The 18,992-nt window shown below is 67.3% G+C and carries 17 protein-coding genes; 12 read left to right on the forward strand and 5 right to left on the reverse strand.

The annotated features are described in order from the left end of the window. Positions 1-5: 5 nt before the first annotated feature. On the reverse strand, positions 6-1,178 hold the full coding sequence (locus DTA15_RS05700) for an L-rhamnonate dehydratase (RefSeq protein WP_006482298.1): 1,173 nt from the start codon (positions 1,176-1,178) through the stop codon (positions 6-8). Positions 1,179-1,227: 49 nt separating this feature from the next. Next, complete coding sequence (locus DTA15_RS05705) at positions 1,228-2,283, reverse strand: 4-hydroxythreonine-4-phosphate dehydrogenase PdxA (protein WP_006482293.1); 1,056 nt, start codon at positions 2,281-2,283, stop codon at positions 1,228-1,230. A gap of 115 nt (positions 2,284-2,398) precedes the next feature. Between DTA15_RS05705 and DTA15_RS05710 the strand changes: the two genes are divergently transcribed. Both DTA15_RS05710 and DTA15_RS38850 read left to right on the forward strand, forming a co-directional pair. Then, positions 2,399-3,346, forward strand: a complete 948-nt coding sequence (locus DTA15_RS05710) for a LysR family transcriptional regulator (protein ID WP_006482322.1) — start codon at positions 2,399-2,401, stop codon at positions 3,344-3,346. Between the two features lie 55 nt (positions 3,347-3,401). After that, positions 3,402-3,536 (forward strand): hypothetical protein, encoded by a 135-nt coding sequence (locus tag DTA15_RS38850; RefSeq protein WP_006482348.1) that lies wholly within the window; start codon positions 3,402-3,404, stop codon positions 3,534-3,536. 53 nt (positions 3,537-3,589) lie between these two features. Here the strand turns inward: DTA15_RS38850 and DTA15_RS05715 are convergent, their stop codons facing one another. Next, complete coding sequence (locus DTA15_RS05715) at positions 3,590-4,861, reverse strand: MFS transporter (RefSeq protein ID WP_006482292.1); 1,272 nt, start codon at positions 4,859-4,861, stop codon at positions 3,590-3,592. A gap of 181 nt (positions 4,862-5,042) precedes the next feature. On the opposite strand from DTA15_RS05715, the gene DTA15_RS05720 reads away from it, so the two are divergent. Further along, positions 5,043-5,729: a hypothetical protein gene (locus tag DTA15_RS05720; RefSeq protein ID WP_006482284.1), complete on the forward strand. Its 687-nt coding sequence runs from the start codon at positions 5,043-5,045 to the stop codon at positions 5,727-5,729. A gap of 19 nt (positions 5,730-5,748) precedes the next feature. On the opposite strand, the gene DTA15_RS05725 is transcribed toward DTA15_RS05720, so the two are convergent. Next, complete coding sequence (locus DTA15_RS05725; protein ID WP_006482307.1) at positions 5,749-6,834, reverse strand: ATP-binding protein; 1,086 nt, start codon at positions 6,832-6,834, stop codon at positions 5,749-5,751. After that, the gene (locus DTA15_RS05730) at positions 6,831-7,568 is read right to left on the reverse strand and encodes a response regulator (protein ID WP_006482275.1); all 738 of its coding nucleotides are present in this window, start codon (positions 7,566-7,568) and stop codon (positions 6,831-6,833) included. The genes DTA15_RS05725 and DTA15_RS05730 overlap by 4 nt, the downstream gene beginning before the upstream one ends. 428 nt (positions 7,569-7,996) lie before the next feature. Between DTA15_RS05730 and DTA15_RS05735 the strand changes: the two genes are divergently transcribed. From DTA15_RS05735 to DTA15_RS05775, 9 genes are all read left to right on the forward strand, one after another. Next, positions 7,997-9,481 (forward strand): flavin monoamine oxidase family protein, encoded by a 1,485-nt coding sequence (locus DTA15_RS05735; RefSeq protein ID WP_006493152.1) that lies wholly within the window; start codon positions 7,997-7,999, stop codon positions 9,479-9,481. A gap of 10 nt (positions 9,482-9,491) precedes the next feature. Next, the gene (locus tag DTA15_RS05740; RefSeq protein WP_006493150.1) at positions 9,492-10,151 is read left to right on the forward strand and encodes a c-type cytochrome; all 660 of its coding nucleotides are present in this window, start codon (positions 9,492-9,494) and stop codon (positions 10,149-10,151) included. A gap of 35 nt (positions 10,152-10,186) precedes the next feature. Then, positions 10,187-10,861 carry a hypothetical protein gene (locus tag DTA15_RS05745; protein ID WP_006483093.1) on the forward strand — a complete coding sequence of 225 codons (675 nt, stop codon included), beginning with the start codon at positions 10,187-10,189 and terminating at the stop codon, positions 10,859-10,861. A gap of 73 nt (positions 10,862-10,934) precedes the next feature. Then, positions 10,935-11,537: a TetR/AcrR family transcriptional regulator gene (locus DTA15_RS05750; protein ID WP_006483112.1), complete on the forward strand. Its 603-nt coding sequence runs from the start codon at positions 10,935-10,937 to the stop codon at positions 11,535-11,537. Positions 11,538-11,781: 244 nt separating this feature from the next. After that, positions 11,782-12,615 carry a phytanoyl-CoA dioxygenase family protein gene (locus DTA15_RS05755; RefSeq protein WP_006483085.1) on the forward strand — a complete coding sequence of 278 codons (834 nt, stop codon included), beginning with the start codon at positions 11,782-11,784 and terminating at the stop codon, positions 12,613-12,615. A gap of 16 nt (positions 12,616-12,631) precedes the next feature. Beyond that, positions 12,632-13,045, forward strand: coding sequence for a RidA family protein (locus DTA15_RS05760; protein WP_006483096.1), 414 nt, complete (start codon positions 12,632-12,634; stop codon positions 13,043-13,045). Between the two features lie 206 nt (positions 13,046-13,251). Continuing rightward, on the forward strand, positions 13,252-14,619 hold the full coding sequence (locus DTA15_RS05765; RefSeq protein ID WP_006483079.1) for a DUF1329 domain-containing protein: 1,368 nt from the start codon (positions 13,252-13,254) through the stop codon (positions 14,617-14,619). Between the two features lie 78 nt (positions 14,620-14,697). Next, entirely contained in the window at positions 14,698-16,542 is a 1,845-nt protein-coding gene (locus DTA15_RS05770) for a DUF1302 domain-containing protein (protein WP_006493156.1), read from the forward strand. A 68-nt stretch (positions 16,543-16,610) separates the two neighbouring features. After that, positions 16,611-18,971 (forward strand): efflux RND transporter permease subunit, encoded by a 2,361-nt coding sequence (locus DTA15_RS05775; RefSeq protein WP_006483117.1) that lies wholly within the window; start codon positions 16,611-16,613, stop codon positions 18,969-18,971. The last annotated feature ends 21 nt before the right edge of the window (positions 18,972-18,992 follow it).

An 18,992-nucleotide genomic window follows, 5' to 3' on the forward strand; every position in this document is an offset into this window, starting at 1 on the left:
GGCCCTCACTCGACGATGTCGAACTGGTCGAGGAATTCGGTCTTCAGCGTGAGGCCGAGGCCCGGCACGTCGTCGCGCAGTTGCAGGAAGCCGTTCTCGGCCACCGGTTCGCCGTCGAAGATGTAATAGAACAGCTCGTTGCCGACCTCGACGTCGAACATCGGGAAGTACTCGCTCATCGGCGACGCGAGCGTGCTCATCGTCAGGTGGTAGTTGTGCATCTGGCCCGCGTGCGGAATCACCGGCACGCTGTACGCCTCGCACAGCGCGTTGATCTTGTGCGCCATCGTGATCCCGCCGACGCGGTTCGTGTCGTACTGCACGACCGACACGGCCTTGCGGTCGAGCAGCTGCTTGAAGCCGTACAGCGAGAATTCGTGCTCGCCGCCGGAGATCGGGATGCGCGTCAGCCGGTTCAGCTCCGCGTAGCCGTCGAGGTCGTCCGCGATCACCGGTTCTTCCAGCCAGCGCGGCTGGTATTTCTCGAGCTTCGGCAGGATGCGCTTCGCATATTCGAGGGTCCAGCCCATGTAGCACTCGAGCATCAGGTCGTTGTCGTAGCCGATCACCTCGCGGATCGCCGCGACCGATTTCAGGTTCTCGACCACGCCCTGCTGCCCGTGCGCGGGCCCGTAGCCGAAGCGCATCTTGAACGCGCGGAAGCCTTCCTTCAGGTACTGCTGCGCTTCCTCTTGCATCGCCTTCAGGTCGGTGCGATAGAGCTTCGAGTAGTAGCAGGGAATCTTTTCCTTGGTGCGGCCGCCGAGCAGCTTGAAGACCGGCTTGCCGACGCTCTTGCCGAGGATGTCCCAGATCGCGATGTCGACCGCCGAGATCGCCGCCATGCCGATGCCCTTGCGGCCCCAGGCATGGGTCGCGCGGTACATCCGCTGGTTCAGGTACTCGTAGTCCCACGGGTCCTGGCCGATCACGAGCGGCGCGAGGTACTGGTCGATGATGGCCTTCGCGACCTGCGGCGCGAGCGCGACGTTGCCGAGGCCGACGATGCCGTCGTCGGTTCCGACTTCGACGACCGTCCACGCATGGAAGCGGAACGTGCTCATCGTTTCCTGCGGCGCATACAGCAGGTCCATCGCGTTCGAACAGAAGTTGCCCTGCGGCGGGACGGTCTTGCCTTTCCACTGGAATACGCGAGCGCGTACGGAGCGGATCTTCATGATGGTGTCTCCAGAATCGGGGTTGTCGTGTGTAGAAGGCGTGCGAGCGTCACGCCGAAACGGCGGCGGTGCGGCGCGCGGCGCCCATCCGGCACGCGATCTGCAGCGCCTGCCAGGTCGCGCCGACGTCGGCCGTGCCGCGGCCCGCGATGTCGTACGCGGTGCCGTGCGCGGGCGTCGTGATCGGCACGGGCAGCCCGCCCTGCACGGTCACGCCGCGCGAGAAGCCGAGCAGCTTGATCGCGATCTGCCCCTGGTCGTGGTACATCGTGACGATCGCCTGGTAATCGCCGGCCTGCGCCTTCAGGAAGATCGTGTCGGCCGGGAACGGGCCGTGGAACGGCGTGTCGGTCGGCCAGTCGCGCGCCTGCAAGCGGCGCACGGCCGGCTCGATGATGTCGACTTCCTCGCGGCCGCAACTGCCGCCGTCGCCGCCGTGCGGGTTGAACGCGGCGATCGCGACCTTTGGCGCGGCGACGCCGTTCGCGAGCAGCGACCGGTAGATCAGCTCGGACGCCTGTTCGATCCGCTCGATGCTCAGGCAGCCGGCCGCGTCCTTCAGCGGGATATGCGACGAGATCCGCGCGGTCCACAGTTCGCCGAGCGTGTTGAATTCGCAGAAGTAGCCGGTCACGCCGAGCGCCTCGGCGAAGTGGTGCAGCTCGTCGTCGTGGCGCAGCCCGCCGAGCTTCATCGCGTACTTGTTGAGCGGCGCGAAGCAGATCGCGTCGATGTCGCCGGCGAGCGCGGCGTCGAGGCACTGGTCGAGCACGGCCAGCGTCGAGCGGCCGCCGGCAGCATCCGCCTGGCCGACCGTGACCTGCGCGGCGCCGATCGTATCGACCGCGACGAACGCGGCGCGCGCGGTCGACGGCCGGCCGCGCACGGCGGCCAGCGACGCGACGGGTTCGACGTCGATCGTGACGCCGGCGACGCGCTGGCCAGCCTCCCACAGCCAGCGATCGCCGATCAGCACGAGGTTCGCGCGGGCGGTCGCGTCGGGGCGGGCGAGCAGTTTCGCGATCAGTTCGGCGCCGATGCCGGCGGGGTCGCCGAGCGTCAGCGCGACGACGGGCTGCGTGGCGGCGGTCGAGGGGGTGTGCATGCGGTGTCTCCGGTGGCGGCGCGTGGCCGTTGGTCTATGGGGTTGATGCTAGGTAGACGGAATGAGTCGGTAAATTGAAAACTCTTGATGAATCGATAACCTGGAGTAATCAAAAATGGGCTCGATCGACCGACGAGACTCGACCCCGCAACTGCTGAACCGGCTGCGCATGCGCCAGATCGCGCTGCTGCTGGCCGTGGACGAATGCTCGACGCTGCGCGCGGCGGCCGAGCAGATGGGCCTCACGCAACCGGCCGCGACGAAGATGCTGGCCGAACTGGAGAGTGCGCTCGGCCAGCGGCTGTTCGACCGCATCGGGCGCGGGCTCGTGCTGAACCCGGCCGGCGAGCGCGTGCTCGGCTATTTCCGCGGCATCCGCGGCAGCATGGAGGCGCTGAACCGCGAGCTCGGCGAACTGCAGCTCGGCAGCGCGGGGCGGCTCGCGATCGGCAGCATCATGGCGGCGTCGCCGGGGCGGCTGACCGAGGCGCTGGTGCAGTTGAAGGCGCGTTATCCGCTGCTCGCGATCGACATCGCGGTCGATACGAGCGACCGGCTGATGCCGCAGCTTCGCGAAGGCGTGCTCGAAGTGGTGATCGGGCGCCACGTCGGGACCGACTGCGACTTCCGCGTGGTCGACGACGAGGCGCTCGCGATCATCGCGGGCCGCGACCATCCGCTCGCGGGCGCGGGGCCGGTCGAATTCGACGCGCTGCTCGACTATGCGTGGATCGTGCAGCCGACCGGCAGCCCGGCGCGCGAGGTCGTGGAGCGCGAATTCCGCTCGCGTCACCAGCCGATGCCGCGCGGGCTCGTCGAAACGGGCTCGATCCTGACCACGATGAACCTCGTCGACCGTTCGTCGATGCTCGGCGTGATTCCGCTGACGGTCGCGCAGCGCAATGCGGCGCACGGGCTCGTCGCGATCATCGATTACACGCTCGAACAGAAGCTGCCGTCGTACGGCAGCCTCGTGCGGCGCGACCGGCCTTTGAGCATTCCCGCGCAGCAGTTTCTCGCGCTGTTTCACCGGGACGGCGCGGGGGATGACGGCGATGCGTAATGGCGCGGTTTGCCAGCCGAGGCGGCCGAGCCAGCCGCGCCAGCCGATCAGACCGATGAGACCGATCAAGCCGATCAAGCCGATCAAGCCGATCAAGCCGATCAAGCCGATCAAGCCGAACCAGCCGAACCAGCCGAACCAGCCGAACCAGCCGAACCAGCCGAGTCACCGCCACCGCGGAGCGCGGTGAAGCGTGATGGCGACGCCGGCGAGGCGGCCGAGGGCGAACCCGAGCGAACCGCTTCAGTGCGCCGACGGCGCGGCAGGCGCGTCGGCGAGCGCCGGCATCGATTCGGACAGCGCGCGGTCCGGGCGAATCCGCAGCGCGGCGACGATGCCGATCAGCAGCATCGCGACCGAGCCGATGAACGGCACCGTCCAGCTGCCGGTGCGATCGACGAGATAGCCGAACAGGATCGGCGACAGGATTCCCGAGATCGCGGAACCGGCGTTCATCATCCCGCTCGCGATGCCGGCGTGGCTCGGCGCGATGTCGCTCGGCACGGCCCAGATCGGCCCGATCGTCAGTTCGAGGCACAGGAACGACCCGGACAGGCACAGCGCGACGCCGGCCGTCGAGTGCACGAACGCGAGCGGCAGCAGGCAGGCGAGCGCGCCGACGAAGCTCGTCACGATCACGCTCTGCCGCGACAGCGCGAGGTTGCCGGTCTTCCGGTAGATGCGGTCGCAGAGCCAGCCGCCGAGCGTGTCGCCGACCACGCCCGCGAAGAACACGCCGGACGCGAACAACGCGGTCGATTTCAGGTTCAGGCCCTGGCCGTTCAGGAAGAAGGTCGGCAGCCACGTGAAGAACAGCCACGCGGTCCAGCCGTAGCAGAAGTAGACGAAGATGGTCGGCGCCATGCGCCGGAACAGCGGCCCCCACGGCGTCGGGCCGGACGGTGCGACCGGGCGCGCGGCGCGCGGGCGGCCGTCGTCGTCGCCCGCCGGATGCTCGCGGAAGCCGACGATCCACCACGCGAGCCAGACGAGCGTGACCGCGCCGATCACGAAGAACGCCGCGCGCCACGACAGCCACGTCATCAACGCGGCGACGATCGGCGGCGTGACCGCGTTGCCGAGCCGCGAGAACGAATGCGTGAAGCCCTGCACGACGCCGCGCCGCTCGCGCGGAAACCAGTGCGTGATCGCACGGGCCTGGGCCGGCAGCGTCGCGCCTTCGCCGATGCCGAGCAGCAGCCGCGCGGCGAACAGCAGCGTGAGGCTGTGCACGAGCCCGGTCGTGAACGTGGAGACCACCCAGATCAACCCGCAGCCGATCAGCGTGATGCGCGCGCCGAACCGGTCGGCGATCCAGCCGCCGCCGATCTGGCAGATTGCATACGAATACGCGAACGCGGAGAATGCGACGCCAAGCTCGGTATTCGACAGCCCGAGTTCGGCCTTGATCGCGCCGGCGGCGGTCGCGAGATTGACGCGATCGACGTAGAGGATGAACGAAAGCGCGCACAGCAGCCACAGTGTGTGGCGCCGTTGACGGTGGTCGTTGGGCATCTGTCTCACTCCATGTTCGTGCGCGGCGTTGCAATGACGCTGCGTTCACGGGCCGGCCCAGCATCGCGCGGCGGCGGAGACACTGTCCAATGAATCTTTGGGATCAATCGATAACCCCAGGTGTTCATTCCGGTTTCAGCCGCACCGGGCGCATGGGTGCAACGGACACACAGGTGAAGCATTGACCGACGACGACGAACTTTCGCTCCGCCCGGAGAGCCGCTTCTGGCAGCTCGCGCCGGTGAGGTGGTGGATCCGCGGGCACGGCCGCGACGGCTATTCGTTCGGCCTGCTGCTGTGCCCGCTCGCGATCGTGTTCGTGCTCGAATTCGTCTGCGTGATGGCCGGCGCGCTGTACACCAGCATCGCGGTCAGCGCGGTCGCGACGCTGTTCCTCGGTATCGCCGGATTCCACGGGGCGCGGCGCGAATGGCTGATGACGGCCGCGCCCGCCCGCGCGCTCGTGAAGGCCCGCATGAAGAAGGCGGCCGAGCGACTTGCGTCGCTCGGCGTCGGTGCGACCGTGCTCGCGATCTTCGTCGCGGCGACCTCGCTGTCGCTCGTGATGTCGGGCCGGCCGGTGCTGGACAGCGTGTCGAAGGACGCGGTGTCGATCTTCATCGCGCTGGTGTTCCTGCCCGTGTACGTGTCCGGCGCGGTACGCAAGCTGGCGATCGCGCGGATCGAGGAGCTGGAGGCGCTGCGTCACGCGACCGTCGGCACGCAGCTGAAATTCGACCGCGCCGGCGCGGTGCGCGCGGTGGTCGTGCAGGGCGCGGCCGGAACCGGGACGGTATCGGTGATGGAATACACGGTGCTCGGGTTCAGTCCGCCGCTGGACCAGGTCGGGCGCGAACCGCGCGCGTGAAGGGGGGAGCGGCGGCGCGTTACGCCGGGAAGCGCTCGCTGTCGGGCGCCGGCGTGAGATCGTCGGGCCACCGCACCTCGAACCGCGTGCCGCCCGCGCCGGTCGGCACGCACAGCGCTTCGCCGCGATGCGCATGCGCGATCGCCGCGACGACCGCGAGCCCGAGGCCGGTGCCGCCGGGTTGCGTCTCGTCGACGCGCCGGAACGCCTGGAACACGTGCGGCGCGAACTCGGCCGGGATACCGGGGCCGTCGTCCTCGACGCGCAGCCGGCACATCCCGTTCTCGATGCGCGTCTGGATCCGGATCGCACCGGGCACCGCATGGCGGCGCGCATTTTCCAGCAGCGCGAGCAACGCCTGGCGGAGCCGGACCGGGTCGCAGCGCATGCGCCGCGGGTCGAGATCGAATTCCGGATGCTGGCCGGCGGCCTGCAGCGCGTGCGCGAACGCGTCGACCACGGCGCGTACCTCGGCGGCGAGGTCGGTGTCGCGGATCTCGATGCTCAGGTGGCCGCTATCGGCGAGGCTGACCACGCGCAGATCCTCGATCAGCCGCGTCAGCCCTTCGACCTGCGCGAGCAGGCTGCGATACAGCGCGTCGCTCGGCGTGAACACGCCTTCGGCGAGCCCCTGCAGCCGGCCGCGCAGCACGGTCACGGGCGTGCGCAGCTCGTGCGCGATCGCCGCGTTCCAGAAGGTTTGCTCGTCGGTCACACGCTGCAGTTCGCTCGCGAGCGCGTTGAAGTTGTCGGCGAGCAGCGCCGCTTCCTTCAGCGAACGGTCGCCGGCGACCGCGCGTGCGCCGAGATCGCCGCGCGCGACGCGGCGGATGCTGTCCGTCACCGAATTCAACGGCACGAGGATGCGGCGCGACAGGTTGACCGCGACGACGACCGCGATCAGCAGGCCCACCAGCGTGGTCGAAATGATCCACACCCACTCGGGCCCGCTCGGGACCCAGCTCTGCGGCTTGAAGTACTCGGGCGAGTACTGGTACAGCAGGTAGTAGAACACGTAGGCCGTCACGACGATCAGCACCGTGATGCCGAACGCGATCGCGCCCATCGTCAGCGCGATCTGGCGGCTCAGGCCGTCGAGTCTCACTCGCCGCTCCACAGCTTGTAGCCGACGCCGCGCACGCTGGCCGGCACGCCCGCGACGCCGAGATCGTCGAGTTTCTTGCGCAGCTTGCTGACGTGGCTGTCGACCGTGCGCTCCAGCGCGTCGCCTTCCGGCAGGCAGGTGGCCATCAGCTCGGCGCGGCTGAACACGCGGCGCGGCGCGCGCGCGAGCTGCGCGAGCAGCTTGAATTCGGTGAGCGTCAGCACGAGCGTGTGGCGCACGCCGTCGACTTCGACCGTCGCTTCGTGGTGCTCGAGATCGATCTCGAACGGCGCGGCGCGCAGCACGCGCTGCTCTTCCTGGCGCGCGCCGGCCATCGAACGGCGCAGCACGGCCTGGGCGCGCGCGACGACTTCGGCCGGGTTGAACGGCTTGACCACGTAGTCGTCGGCGCCGATGCGCAGCCCGGTCAGCTTGTCGATGTCCTGGTCGAGCGCGGTCAGCATGATGACCGGCGTGTCGCCGCGATGGCGGATCTCGGCAAGCACCTTCCAGCCGTCGACGTGCGGCATCTGCACGTCGAGCAGCACGAGGTCGGGCTTCAGCGACAGGTGGAGTTCGAGCGCGCGGCGGCCGTCGGCGGCGTGCACGGTGCGCAGGCCGTTGCGCGCGAAATACGCGATCAGGATCTCGGCGATCTCGGGTTCGTCCTCGGCGATGAGGACGAGCGCCTGCGCGCCTTGGCCGGCGCCGGGAGATGAAGGAAATTCGGGCATGGCCACTCGTTCGGATTCAGCGGGGTTCCATCGAATCGCCATACTACCGTACGGCCCGCGCAACCGAACGGAGACGGGGAGACTGCACCGGCCGCCATCGTCTACGCGGTCTCTCCGCAACCTTTCAGAAGCGCTGCAATGGGCTATGCGACAGGGGAATACCCTGTCTTTTTTTTCCAATCCTGTTTTATGTATTATGACCTATCTTTTGCAACATGTACTAATTCAGGGCGCCGGAAAATCCTTATCGGTACAAGGCAGTACGGCGCGTGTACAGGCAGGGATGCGAACCGGCTTCGCGCGCCCCCGTGAGGGGCGAGTGAGGCGGAACGAGATCGCATCCCGTCGTCGGATTCCGCGCGAGCGAGGGCCGCACGCCATCGGGGCGTGCCGCCGTTCGCGCCCATTGCAGGCGTCATTCACAGATCATGTCCAGGAAGTCATCCATCAGCGGGTCGGCCGACCTGCAGCGCAGGCAGTGGCTCAAGGTCGCGGGGGCGTCGGTCGCGGCGGGCGGTCTCGCACTCGGCGCCGCGCGGGCGAAGGCCGATGCGGCGCCTGCCGCCGGCCATGAAGGCGACGTGCTCGATGTCGCGATCGTCGGCGCCGGGCTGGCCGGCCTGACGGCCGCGCGCGATCTGCGCTACGCGGGCTGCGAATCCTTCGTCGTGCTCGAGGCGCGCGACCGCGTGGGCGGCCGCACGCTGAACTACGACGTGGGCGGCGGCTATGTGACCGAAGTCGGCGGCCAGTGGATCGGCCCGGGCCAGACGGCGGTCGCCGATCTCGCCCGTGAGCTGGAAGTCGGCACGTTTCCGAGCTACTACACGGGCAAGACGGTGATTCTCGGCGGCGACGGGCGCGCCGAGATCGACCTCGAGGGTACGTTCGGCACCGACGAGGCCGTTGCGGCGAAATTGAGCCGGTTGTCGCGCGACGTGCCTTGCGGTGCACCGTGGACGTCGCCGAAGGCCCGCGAACTCGACCGGTTGTCGGTCGGCGACTGGCTCGCGACGCAGGGCATCAAGGCGGAAGACCGGATGGGCTGGAACGCGTCGATCTCGCTGTCGGGCGGCGTCGCGCCGGCGAAGATGGGGCTGCTGCACTTCCTGTCGATGATCAACTCCGCCGATTGCGATTACGCGCAGCTCGACTCGATCAAGCATAGCGCGCAGGAAACCCGTTTCGTCGGTGGCTCGCAGCTTCTCAGCATCCGGATGGCGCAGCAACTGGGCGACAAGGTGCGGCTGTCGTCGCCGGTGCGGCGGATCGTCGGCTGGGATCGCGACATCGTCACGTTGCAGACCGATCGCGGCACGGTGCGCGCGAAAAAGGTCGTGATGGCGCTGCATCCGGCGCTGTGCCATCAGGTGCGGTTCGATCCACCGCTGCCCGACAAGCGCGTCGCGCTGCAGCGCGCGTGGCCCGCCCACTCGCCGGCGCGCAAGACGGCGATGGTCTACCGCCGCCCGTTCTGGCGCGACAAGGGCTTGAACGGCCACATCTTCCAGACCGACGGGCCGGTGTTCTGGGCGTACGACAATTCGCCGCCGGGGGGCGAGATCGGCGTGATCAACGCGTTCGTCCGGAATGCGCTGATGCCTTCGGACCCGCAGGCCGCGAAGCAGATGCACATGGATCTCTATGCGCAGGCGTGGGGCGACGAAGCGCGTGCGCCGGTGTCGTACCACGATCGCGACTGGGGGCTCGCCGATCCGTGGACGCTCACGTGCGTGTCGGCGATCCCGCCCGGCTTCTGGAGTGCGCACGGCGAAGCGCTGCGCGCGCCGTGCGGCAACCTGATCTGGTCGGGCACCGAGACCGCGAACATCTGGGCCGGCTACATGGACGGCGCCGTGCGCGCCGGTCACCAAAGCGCGCTTCAGGCACTCAATGCGCTGCGTCATGCTTAGGATTACGAAGATGAAGAAACGGGTTTTGCTGCTCACGGCGGCGGTGGCGACCGGCGCGTTGCTGGCGCTCTACGGCCCGACGCTGCTCGGTTTCCATCGCCTGCAGCGTCATATCGATACGGCCGCGCAGGCCGATGACGCCGACGGCGGCCCGTGGCCGCGCGTGACCGACGTGTGCATGGGCTGCCACGGCGTGAAGGGCACGTCGCTCAGCCAGGCGTATCCGAGTCTCGCCGGCCAGCCGGCGCAATACGTGGCCGCCCAGCTCCGTGCGTTTGCGGGCGGGCAACGCGCGAACCCGACGATGGGCCCGCTCGCGATGACGATGAGCGAAGCCGAGATCACCCGTCTGGCCGGCTATTACGCGAAACAGGCGCCGCTGGACAACCGCTATTTCAAGCCGGATGCACGACTGCGCACGAAAGGCGAGCAGTGGGTAACGGGCGGCGCATGCGCGGCCTGCCACGGCGCACGGCTGACCGGGCAGGCGCGATTCCCGCGTCTGGCCGGACAGGGCTACGACTATCTGCTCGCGCAGCTCGACGCATTCGCGACGGGCTCGCGCCGCGAGGCGACCGGCACGATGCAGCGCGTCGCGCAGGCGATGTCGGCGGACGACCGCGCGGCGGTGGCGACCTATCTCGCGAGCCTCAGCCCCGCCACACAGTGAATCAACGGCAGCAATCGACTTCGGGAGTTCGAACCATGGATCACAGATCACTTGTCCTTTGTCTTTCCAGCGCGACGCTCGCGGCGACGACCGGCGTCTACGGCTTCAAGTTCGTGCGCAAGCGCAACTTCCTGCTCGGCTTCGAGTGGTGGATCGTGACGATCTCCGCGTCCAACGCGGTGATCTTCTTCGCGACCGAATCGCCGGTGTCGTACTTCATTTCGCACTTTCTCGACGCGTTCTCGCGCGGGTTCGGGATGCCGGTGATCGCGGTCGCCGGCCTGATGGCCGTCACCCACGGCTACCGGCCGTCGATACGGCAGGACGTGACGTTGTTCGTGCTTGCAACGCTCGGGACGATCGCGCTCGTGGCCGGCGTGTTGCAGCACGCGTTGCCGTACTTCTACGTGGCGATGTGGACGCTGATGTCGATCTATCTCGCCGGTTTCGCGTGGCGGCTCGCGCGTGCCGGCCACGCGCTCCATGCGCTGACGACGACGCTCGCGCTCGTTGCTTCGCAGGCGATCGCGTGCATCTACGATTTCTACCGGATCCCCGGCGAGGATACCAACGTCGTCTTCAACTTCTATGTACTGGCGCTGCTGACCTGGTCGTACCTGACCGTCGCGCTCTATTACGCGTATGGTGCGCTGGAGCGGGAGAAGGGGCGCAGTCGGACCGGTGCCGGCGTGTTGTCGTATCCGAAATGAGTAGCTCTGCTGAGGAGACGGGGGTGGCTCGCACCGCTTGCCGGTCCGGTCGCGCCGATCGCGGAGCGCGCGGATGGACCCGGTTCGCCTGACCCGCGCCGAGCGGCGCGATGCGACGCGCGAACGCCTGCTCGGCGCCGCGCGCGCGATCCTCGCGGAGAAAGGCTATGCGGCCGCCAGCGTGGAAGACATTGCGGCGGCGGCCGGGCATACGCGTGGCGCGTTCTACTCGAACTTCGGCGGCAAGGCCGACGTGCTGTTCGAGCTGCTGCGCCGCGATCGGGACGAGGCTGCCGCGGCATTGCGGCGGATCGTCGGTTCGCCTGACCCGGCCGACGATGCGCAGCGCGCGATGCTCGCGTATTGGCGAAGGGGTGCGACCCAGCGTGCGGTGCACCTGATGTGGCTCGACGCGCAGCTCCAGGCGGCGCGCGATCCGCGGTTCCGTGCGCGCTTCGGCGCGTTGCTGCGAGACCGCCAGGCGCTCGCGGCCGCGTGCATCGACGCGTATGCCGCGCGGGCCGGCGTGTCGCTGCCGTTGCCCACGCGGGTGCTGGCGCTCGGCCTGACCGCGCTGTGCGACGGCATGCAATCGCACGGCGCGGTCGATGCGCTGGCCGACGCGGTACTGGTTGGCTTCATCACGCACACGGTGTTCGACCACCTGCGTCGATGAAGGCGCGCAGAAACGAGGGGCGTGCGTTGTCGTGCGCCAGTATGAAGGCCGAAAGCCGTTTGTCATGACGGACCGGCGGCGGGCAGCGACGCCCGTTCGATCATGCAGACGAAACAGGGAATACCCCGTCTTTTTCTTTTCATTATTTTTGTCATGATGACCTAACATAGTCATCATGTTCTACTGAGGGGCCGGCAGCGAAGACGAACCGCCGGTTGTGGCTGAACGAATCGGGAGATAGACGATGGATGCAATGAAGCGAAAGGCGTTCTTCGAGGACGGAGCCGTGCTCGTCGAAGGGGTCCTCGACGACGAACAACTCGCGCAATGCCGCGCGGTGTACGACTGGGGAATGGAGAACCCGGGCCCGATGGCGACGACGCTGCTCGACGGCACCGAATACAAGTCGCACAACGACAACGCGAACCCATACGCGAAGGAACGGCTCGACGCGCTGGTCGGCACGCTGCCGTTCGGGCCGTTGTTCGCCGACCTGTGGGGCTCGAAGCACGTGTGGTACTTCGCCGAGGAGCTGTTCATGAAGGCCGGCGGCAAGAGCGCGCGCTCGCCGTGGCATCAGGACACGTCGTACCTGCCGTGGCAGGGGATGCATTTCGGCAACGCGTGGATCAGCTTCGAACACGTGCCGAAGCGTAACGCGCTGGAGATCGTGCGCGGCTCGCATCACGGTGTGCGGCATGACGGCACGACGTTCCAGAACGCCGAGGATCCGACCGACCCGCTGCATGGCGGCGACGTGTGGCCACGCCTGCCGGACATCGAGGCCGAGCGTCGCGTGGCGCCCGACGCGTACGACATCCTGTCGTGGGAAACGAAGCCGGGCGACGTGCTGCTGCTCCATCCGGGCGTGCTGCACGGCGGCGGCGCGGTCGATGCCGATTTCCCCGATCGCCACACGCTCGTGCTGCGCTTTTTCGGCGACGACGCGGTGTTCAGCCCGCTGCCCGACGAAAGCCGCTCGGGATTCACGCCGGCCGGCGTGTTGTTCGTCGAGGAGCTCGCCGCGCTGAAGGCCGGCGATCCGTTCCGCGCGCCATGTTTCCGTCAACTCGTCTGAACCGGGAGAACTCGTCATGACAGCAACCCCGAAGCGGCAATCGATCGTGCCGGCTGCGTTCCAGCCGTGGTACGACGCGTACCACTTCTCGCCGGCCACACGCGTCGGCGACACGATCTGGGTGTCGGGCCAGGTCGGCCTCGACGCGCAGATGCAGCCGGCCGACGGCGTGCAGGCGCAGGCGCGGATCGCGTTCGAGTGCCTGAAGGCCATCCTCCAGGAGGCCGGCGCGAGCCTCGCCGACGTCGTCGAACTGACGACCTTCCACACGGATCTGCAACGCGAGACGGAAGCGTTCGCGGCGGTCAAGGACGTGTATTTTCCGAACCGTTATCCGTCGTGGACGGCGGTCGGCGTCACACAACTGGCGCTGCCGGGATTGTGCGTCGAGATTCGTGCGGTGGCGGTGGCCGGGTCCGGCAAGGGCTGACGGAAGGCACGAGGGTTTTTCGCCGGATCTGCGTTCCATTCGAATCGCAGTCCTGACGAAAGATATCGGAATGGCGCTGAGGCGGCTGGCCGGAACCCCGGCCAGCCTCGATCACGGAGCGACGTCATCGTCGGCTGACGGTGACGATCGAAACAAACGCGTTTCGTCCGGGATGGGCGAGCGAAGGCGGAGCAGCAAGGAGAACCATGATGAACAAGCATCGTTTCTGGACCACGTCCGCGATCGCGGCCGCTGCATGTGTCGCGATCGGCACCGCCGTCGCGGCGGACGACCTGACGCCGGCCGGCGCCGACCGCTCGGCGAGCAAGGACGGCGCGGTGCCGGCCTATGCGGGCAAGCAGTCGCCCGACGCCGGCTGGGAGTGGGGCAAGGTGCGCGGCGATTTCTGGAAGCATCGCAACGAGAAGCCGCTCTACTCGATCGACGCGGCGAACGTCGACAAGTATGCGGACAAGCTGTCGCCCGGCCAGGTCGCGCTGATCAAGCAGAAGAAGGGCTACCGGATGGACGTCTACCCGTCCCACCGCGAATGCCAGTTGCCGGATGCCGCCGAGCAGAACTCGAAGGCGAACCTCACGGCCGCGAAGCTCGGCCCGGCCGGCGACACGCTCGCGTCGGCCGTGTTGCCGGGCGTGCCGTTCCCGCAACCGAAGAACGGCGTCGAGGCGATGCTCAACTACGAGATGCGTTATCGCGGCGAAGGCGTCGACTGGGCGCAGATGGTGACGACCGTATCGCCGCGACCGGGCAGCAGCGAATGGATCGACGCGATCGGCCCGCAGACCTTGTACTTCCCGTCCGCCAAGCTCGGCAAGTTTTCGCCGCAGGACGTCGACCAGCTCAGCGCGGCCGTGTATTTCCAGATGAACTCGCCGGCCGCGCTGGCTGGCCAGGCGTTCGTGCAGCGCCAGTACTTCGACAAGGCCTCGGAGACGTACTACTACTTCCCCGGCCAGCGCCGCGTGCGACGCATGCCGGCCTACACGCACGACGCACCTCTGATCGGCTTCGAGAACCAGTATCTGATCGACGAAGGCAACATGATCAACGGCTCGCTCGACCGCTTCAACTGGAAGCTGGTCGGCAAGAAGGAAATGATCGTTCCGTACAACGCGTTCGGCATGTACAGGTTCAAGAGCAAGCTGCACGACGTCGCGACGCCGGACGGCGTCGCGGCCGCGAACCGCCGTTACGAGACGCACCGCGTGTGGGTCGTCGAGGCGGCGCTGAAGCCGAGCGCGCGGCACGTTGCGTCGAAGAAGGTGTTTTATCTCGACGAGGACAGCTGGCTCGCGCTGGTAGGCGAGGACTACGACGCGCAGGGCAAGCTGTGGAAGGTGCGGGAGAGTTATCCGATTCCGGTGTGGGAGCTCGGCGGCACCTGCGACAACGAGCCGCTCGCGCAGTACGACATGAACAACGGCCGCTATGTGCTCGATGCGACGTCGATCGGACAGGGCAAGGACGTGCGCTGGCTCGGGCAGGCCGACGATCCGCGCTTCAAGCAGGATTTCTACACGGCGGAATCGCTGCGCTCGGTCAGCGAACGGTGACGATCACCGGCTGACGGATACAAGGACCGGCGCGCGCAACGATCGTGCGCCGGCATCGAACAGGGGCGGAGGTGGGTCATGGAATCGGCAGGATTGTTCAGGAATACTACGATATTGGTGGCGATGGCGAGCGCCGCGACGTCGAGCGCGTATGCATACGACTTCACGGTGGGCGGCGGCGCCGTGCAGGGTTCGTGGGTGACGAACCTGACGGCGGGCGCCGGCATCCGGACCAAAAACCCGAGTTGCTCGCTCACCGGCGACCCGAACGCCTTCGGCTGCGGCGCGGGCGCGAACACCAACCAGTGGGGCTATGCGGACAACGGCGACCTGAATTACCGCAAGGGCCAGCCGTTCAGCACATACGTCAGCGCGACCAGCGAGCTGCTGCTGAAGATGCCGAGCGAAGGGCTGAAGTTCATGGTGCGCGGCACGGGCATGTACGACTTCATGGCCAAGAACACGAACCGCACGCCGTTGTCGAGCACCGCGGCCGCGCAGGTCGTCTACAACGCGCAGCTGCTCGACCTGTGGGCGCAGAAGGATTTCACGCTCGGCGGGCGCAACGCGCACGTGCGGCTCGGCAACCAGGTGATCAACTGGGGCGAGAGCATGTTCGCGCAGAGCGGCATCAACGCGACCAACTCCATCGACACGCAGAAGCTGCTGATCCCCGGCTCGCAGCTCAAGCAGGCGCTGCTGCCGGCGCCGATGGTGAGCCTCGCGGCCGACCTGTCGCACGGGTTCAGCACCGAGGCCTACTACCAGTTCCAGTGGAACGGCAACCGCTACCCGCCGGTCGGCTCGTACTGGTCGGTGACGAACGGTTTCGGCCGCGGTGCCGAGCCGTTCACGATCAACACGAACAACCTGAACGTGACCGGCCCGAGCGCGGGCACGATCGCGAACGCGATCGGCGGATCGGGCGCGGCCGGCAACCAGGACACGCTCAACGCGATCAGGAACGGGCTCGTGAACGGGGCCTACGCCGGGCCGCCGTTCAACGACATCGGCCTGCCGAGCACGACGACCCTGCCGGCGAAATACCGGCCGCAGTTCGGCGTGAAGTTCAACTATTCGCCGCGCGCGTTCGACGCGAACTTCGCGTTCTACTACCTGAACTACACCGACAAGTCGCCGGTGCTCGCGTCGCTCGCTAACGGCACCGAGCAATGGTCGTATCTCGGCCGACGCCAGTTGTTCGGCGTCAGCGCGAACTTCGGCGTCGGGCCGTGGGCGATCGGCACCGAACTGTCGTACCGGCCGCGCGATGCGGTCGCGCTGTCGAGCTGCTACGGCGCGGGCGGCCCGCTCGACCTGAACACGAACGGCGTGGCCGGCATCGACTGTCAGCAATGGGTCGACAAGAAGAAGTTCCAGTACGACATCAACGGCTTGCTCGCGCTCACGCGCAGCGAGTATCCGTTCCTGAAACTGCTCGGCGCCGATTCGGCCGCGCTGACGTGGGAACTGACGTGGATCTACTACCCGGGGCTGAAGTCGAGCGGCGTGACGCGCACGATCGACGGGCAGACTGTCACGCAGGTGCCGCAGACCGGCTACCTGCCGTGGCTGAACAACGGATCGGCGGCCGGCTATCCGATCGGGATGGCGCAGGGCACGTCGAGCTCGGTTGGCGCGACGATCGACTTCAACTGGACCTACGACGGCTCGCTGATTCCCGGTTGGCAGGTCACGCCGGGCGTGACGTTCTCGACCGGCCTGTACGGCTACACGCCCACCTTCACCGCGAACTACGTGCAGGGTGCGAAGTCGCTGAACGTCTACGTGCTGTTCAACCAGAACCCGCCGAACTGGCAGGCCGGCATCAACTTCACTTCGTTCTGGGGTGGCCACAACACGGTGGGCCAGCCTTATGCGGACCGTAATTTCGTCGGCTTGTTCGTCACGCGGAATTTCTGACGGCGGCGGATGGCAGGTGGCAGGTGGCGGGTGGCGTACGCCACCGGAATACATGAAGGGGTAACGTCGTGCTCAATCGTCTGGTCAGTCGCCTGGAAGGGCTTTTCTTCGGTCACCGCGCGATCGTGCTCGCGGCGATCGCGTTGTTCACCGTCGCGATGGCCGTGTTCGCCGTGCAACTGCGCATGGATGCCGGTTTCGAAAAGCAGATGCCGATCGGGCACGAGTACATCCGCACGTTCCAGCAATACCGGAACGACCTGCTCGGCGCGAACCGGATCACGGTGGTCGTGCGCGCCAAGCACGGCTCGATCTGGTCGAAACAGGGGCTGACGCGGCTGTACGACGTCACGCAGGCCGTCACGTACCTGCCGAACGTCGACCGGATCGGCGTGCGCTCGTTGTGGACGCCGAACGCGTTCGTCAACGAAGTGACCGACGAAGGGTTTCGCGCGGAGCCGATCATTCCGGGCACGGTCACCCCCGACCAGTTGACGCCGGAGCGCGTGCAGAGCATTCGCCGCGCGACGACGCTCGGCGGCTACGTCGGCACGCTCGTGTCGCACGGCGAGGACAGCGCGATGATCACGGCCGAGCTGAACGAACGCGACAGCGCCGGCAAGGTGCTCGACTACGTGGCGTTCAATCATCTGCTCGAAGAGAAGATCCGCAAGCCGTTCGAGGATGCCGGCTACGAGATCCAGATCATCGGCTTCGCGAAACAGATCGGCGACATCGCCGACGGCGCGACGGCCGTGCTCGGCTTCTGCGCGGTCGCGCTGCTGCTGACCACGCTCGCGGTGTACTGGTACTGCCATTCGGTGCGCTTCACGGTGCTGCTGGTCGCGTGCTCGCTCACGTCGCTCGTATGGCAGTTCGGCACGTTGAAGCTGCTCGGCTTCGGCCTCGATCCGCTCGCGGTGCTCGTGCCGTTCCTCGTGTTCGCGATCGGCGTGTCGCATGGCGTGCAGCAGGTGAACTTCATCGTCCGCGAGATCGCGCACGGGCAGAGTTCGTTCGATGCGGCGCGCCACAGCTTCAGCGGCCTGCTGATCCCGGGCGTGCTCGCGCTGATCACCGCGTTCGTGTCGTTCATCACGCTGCTGCTGATCCCGATCCCGATGGTGCGCGAGCTGGCGATCACCGCGTCGCTCGGCGTCGCGTACAAGATCGTGACGAACCTGATCCTGCTGCCGGTCGCGGCATCGTGCTTCAACTTCACGAAAACCTATGCGGACAATTCGCTGAAGCGCGCGCAGCAGCGTGCGAAGCCGCTGCGCGTGCTCGCCCGCGTGGCGCAGCCGAAGTACGCGGGCGTCACCGTCGCGCTGACGGTGGCGATCTTCGCGCTCGCCGCTTGGCAAAGCCGCGATCGCGTGATCGGCACGCTGCAGCCGGGCGCGCCGGAGCTGCGCACGGACGCGCGCTTCAACCGCGACGCGACGTCGATCGCCGGCAACTACGACATGGGCCTCGACTGGCTGACGGTGGCGATCGAGTCGACCGGCAAGGCGTGCGACAACCCGGCGGTCGGCCTGTACGAGGACGACTTCTCGGCCGCGATGAAGACCGAGCCGGGCGTCGTGTCGGTGCAGTCGTACTCGGCGATGCTGCGCGCGTACAACCAGGGCTACAACGAGGACTTCCCGAAGATGAACGTCGTGCCGATCGCGGCCGAGAACTACAGCGCGGTGTCGGTCGACGTGTCCCGCGTGAAGGGCTTCATGAGCCGCGACTGCGGGATGACGGCCGTGCACCTGTTCCTGACCGACCACAAGGCGACGACGATCAACCGCATCCTCGACGACGTGAAGCAATACCGTGCGTCGCATCCGTTCCCCGGCATCACGGTGCGGCTGGCCGCGGGCAACGCGGGCGTGCTCGCCGCGACGAACGACGAAGTCGAGAAGAGCGAGCTGCCGATGATGCTCTACGTGTATGCGGCGATCCTGGTGCTCGTGTTCCTCGCGTATCGCGACTGGCGCGCGATGCTCGCGTGCTGCGTGCCGCTGTCGGTCGCGACCTTCATCGGCTACTGGTTCATGAAAGAACTGCAGATCGGGCTGACGGTCGCGACGTTGCCGGTGATGGTGCTGGCGGTGGGTATCGGCGTCGATTACGCGTTCTACATCTACAACCGGCTGCAGGTGCATCTCGCGGGCGGGCAGGACATCGTGAAGGCGGTGCAGCACGCAATGCTCGAAGTGGGCGTGGCCACGATCTTTACCGCCATCACGCTGGCGATCGGCGTCGCGACGTGGAGTTTCTCGGCGCTCAAGTTCCAGGCGGACATGGGCAAGCTGCTCGCGTTCATGTTCATCGTGAACCTCGTGATGGCGATGACCGCGCTGCCCGCGCTCGCGTCGCTGCTCGAGCGCGGGTTCCCGCGCCGCAAGCCGGCTCGCGCGCCGGGCCTGTTCAGCCACTGACGCAGACGAACATTCCGACGG

The organism is Burkholderia cenocepacia (assembly GCF_900446215.1).
Lineage (GTDB): Bacteria > Pseudomonadota > Gammaproteobacteria > Burkholderiales > Burkholderiaceae > Burkholderia > Burkholderia cenocepacia.

What these genes read in the sequence shown, in the direction of transcription:
- DTA15_RS05700 (WP_006482298.1), bottom strand. Translation starts at nt 1,178, where the DNA reads ATGAAGATCCGCTCCGTACGCGCTCGCGTATTCCAGTGGAAAGGCAAG.
- DTA15_RS05705 (WP_006482293.1), bottom strand. Translation starts at nt 2,283, where the DNA reads ATGCACACCCCCTCGACCGCCGCCACGCAGCCCGTCGTCGCGCTGACG.
- DTA15_RS05710 (WP_006482322.1), top strand. Translation starts at nt 2,399, where the DNA reads ATGGGCTCGATCGACCGACGAGACTCGACCCCGCAACTGCTGAACCGG.
- DTA15_RS38850 (WP_006482348.1), top strand. Translation starts at nt 3,402, where the DNA reads ATGAGACCGATCAAGCCGATCAAGCCGATCAAGCCGATCAAGCCGATC.
- DTA15_RS05715 (WP_006482292.1), bottom strand. Translation starts at nt 4,861, where the DNA reads ATGCCCAACGACCACCGTCAACGGCGCCACACACTGTGGCTGCTGTGC.
- DTA15_RS05730 (WP_006482275.1), bottom strand. Translation starts at nt 7,568, where the DNA reads ATGCCCGAATTTCCTTCATCTCCCGGCGCCGGCCAAGGCGCGCAGGCG.
- DTA15_RS05735 (WP_006493152.1), top strand. Translation starts at nt 7,997, where the DNA reads ATGTCCAGGAAGTCATCCATCAGCGGGTCGGCCGACCTGCAGCGCAGG.
- DTA15_RS05740 (WP_006493150.1), top strand. Translation starts at nt 9,492, where the DNA reads ATGAAGAAACGGGTTTTGCTGCTCACGGCGGCGGTGGCGACCGGCGCG.
- DTA15_RS05745 (WP_006483093.1), top strand. Translation starts at nt 10,187, where the DNA reads ATGGATCACAGATCACTTGTCCTTTGTCTTTCCAGCGCGACGCTCGCG.
- DTA15_RS05750 (WP_006483112.1), top strand. Translation starts at nt 10,935, where the DNA reads ATGGACCCGGTTCGCCTGACCCGCGCCGAGCGGCGCGATGCGACGCGC.
- DTA15_RS05755 (WP_006483085.1), top strand. Translation starts at nt 11,782, where the DNA reads ATGGATGCAATGAAGCGAAAGGCGTTCTTCGAGGACGGAGCCGTGCTC.
- DTA15_RS05760 (WP_006483096.1), top strand. Translation starts at nt 12,632, where the DNA reads ATGACAGCAACCCCGAAGCGGCAATCGATCGTGCCGGCTGCGTTCCAG.
- DTA15_RS05765 (WP_006483079.1), top strand. Translation starts at nt 13,252, where the DNA reads ATGATGAACAAGCATCGTTTCTGGACCACGTCCGCGATCGCGGCCGCT.
- DTA15_RS05770 (WP_006493156.1), top strand. Translation starts at nt 14,698, where the DNA reads ATGGAATCGGCAGGATTGTTCAGGAATACTACGATATTGGTGGCGATG.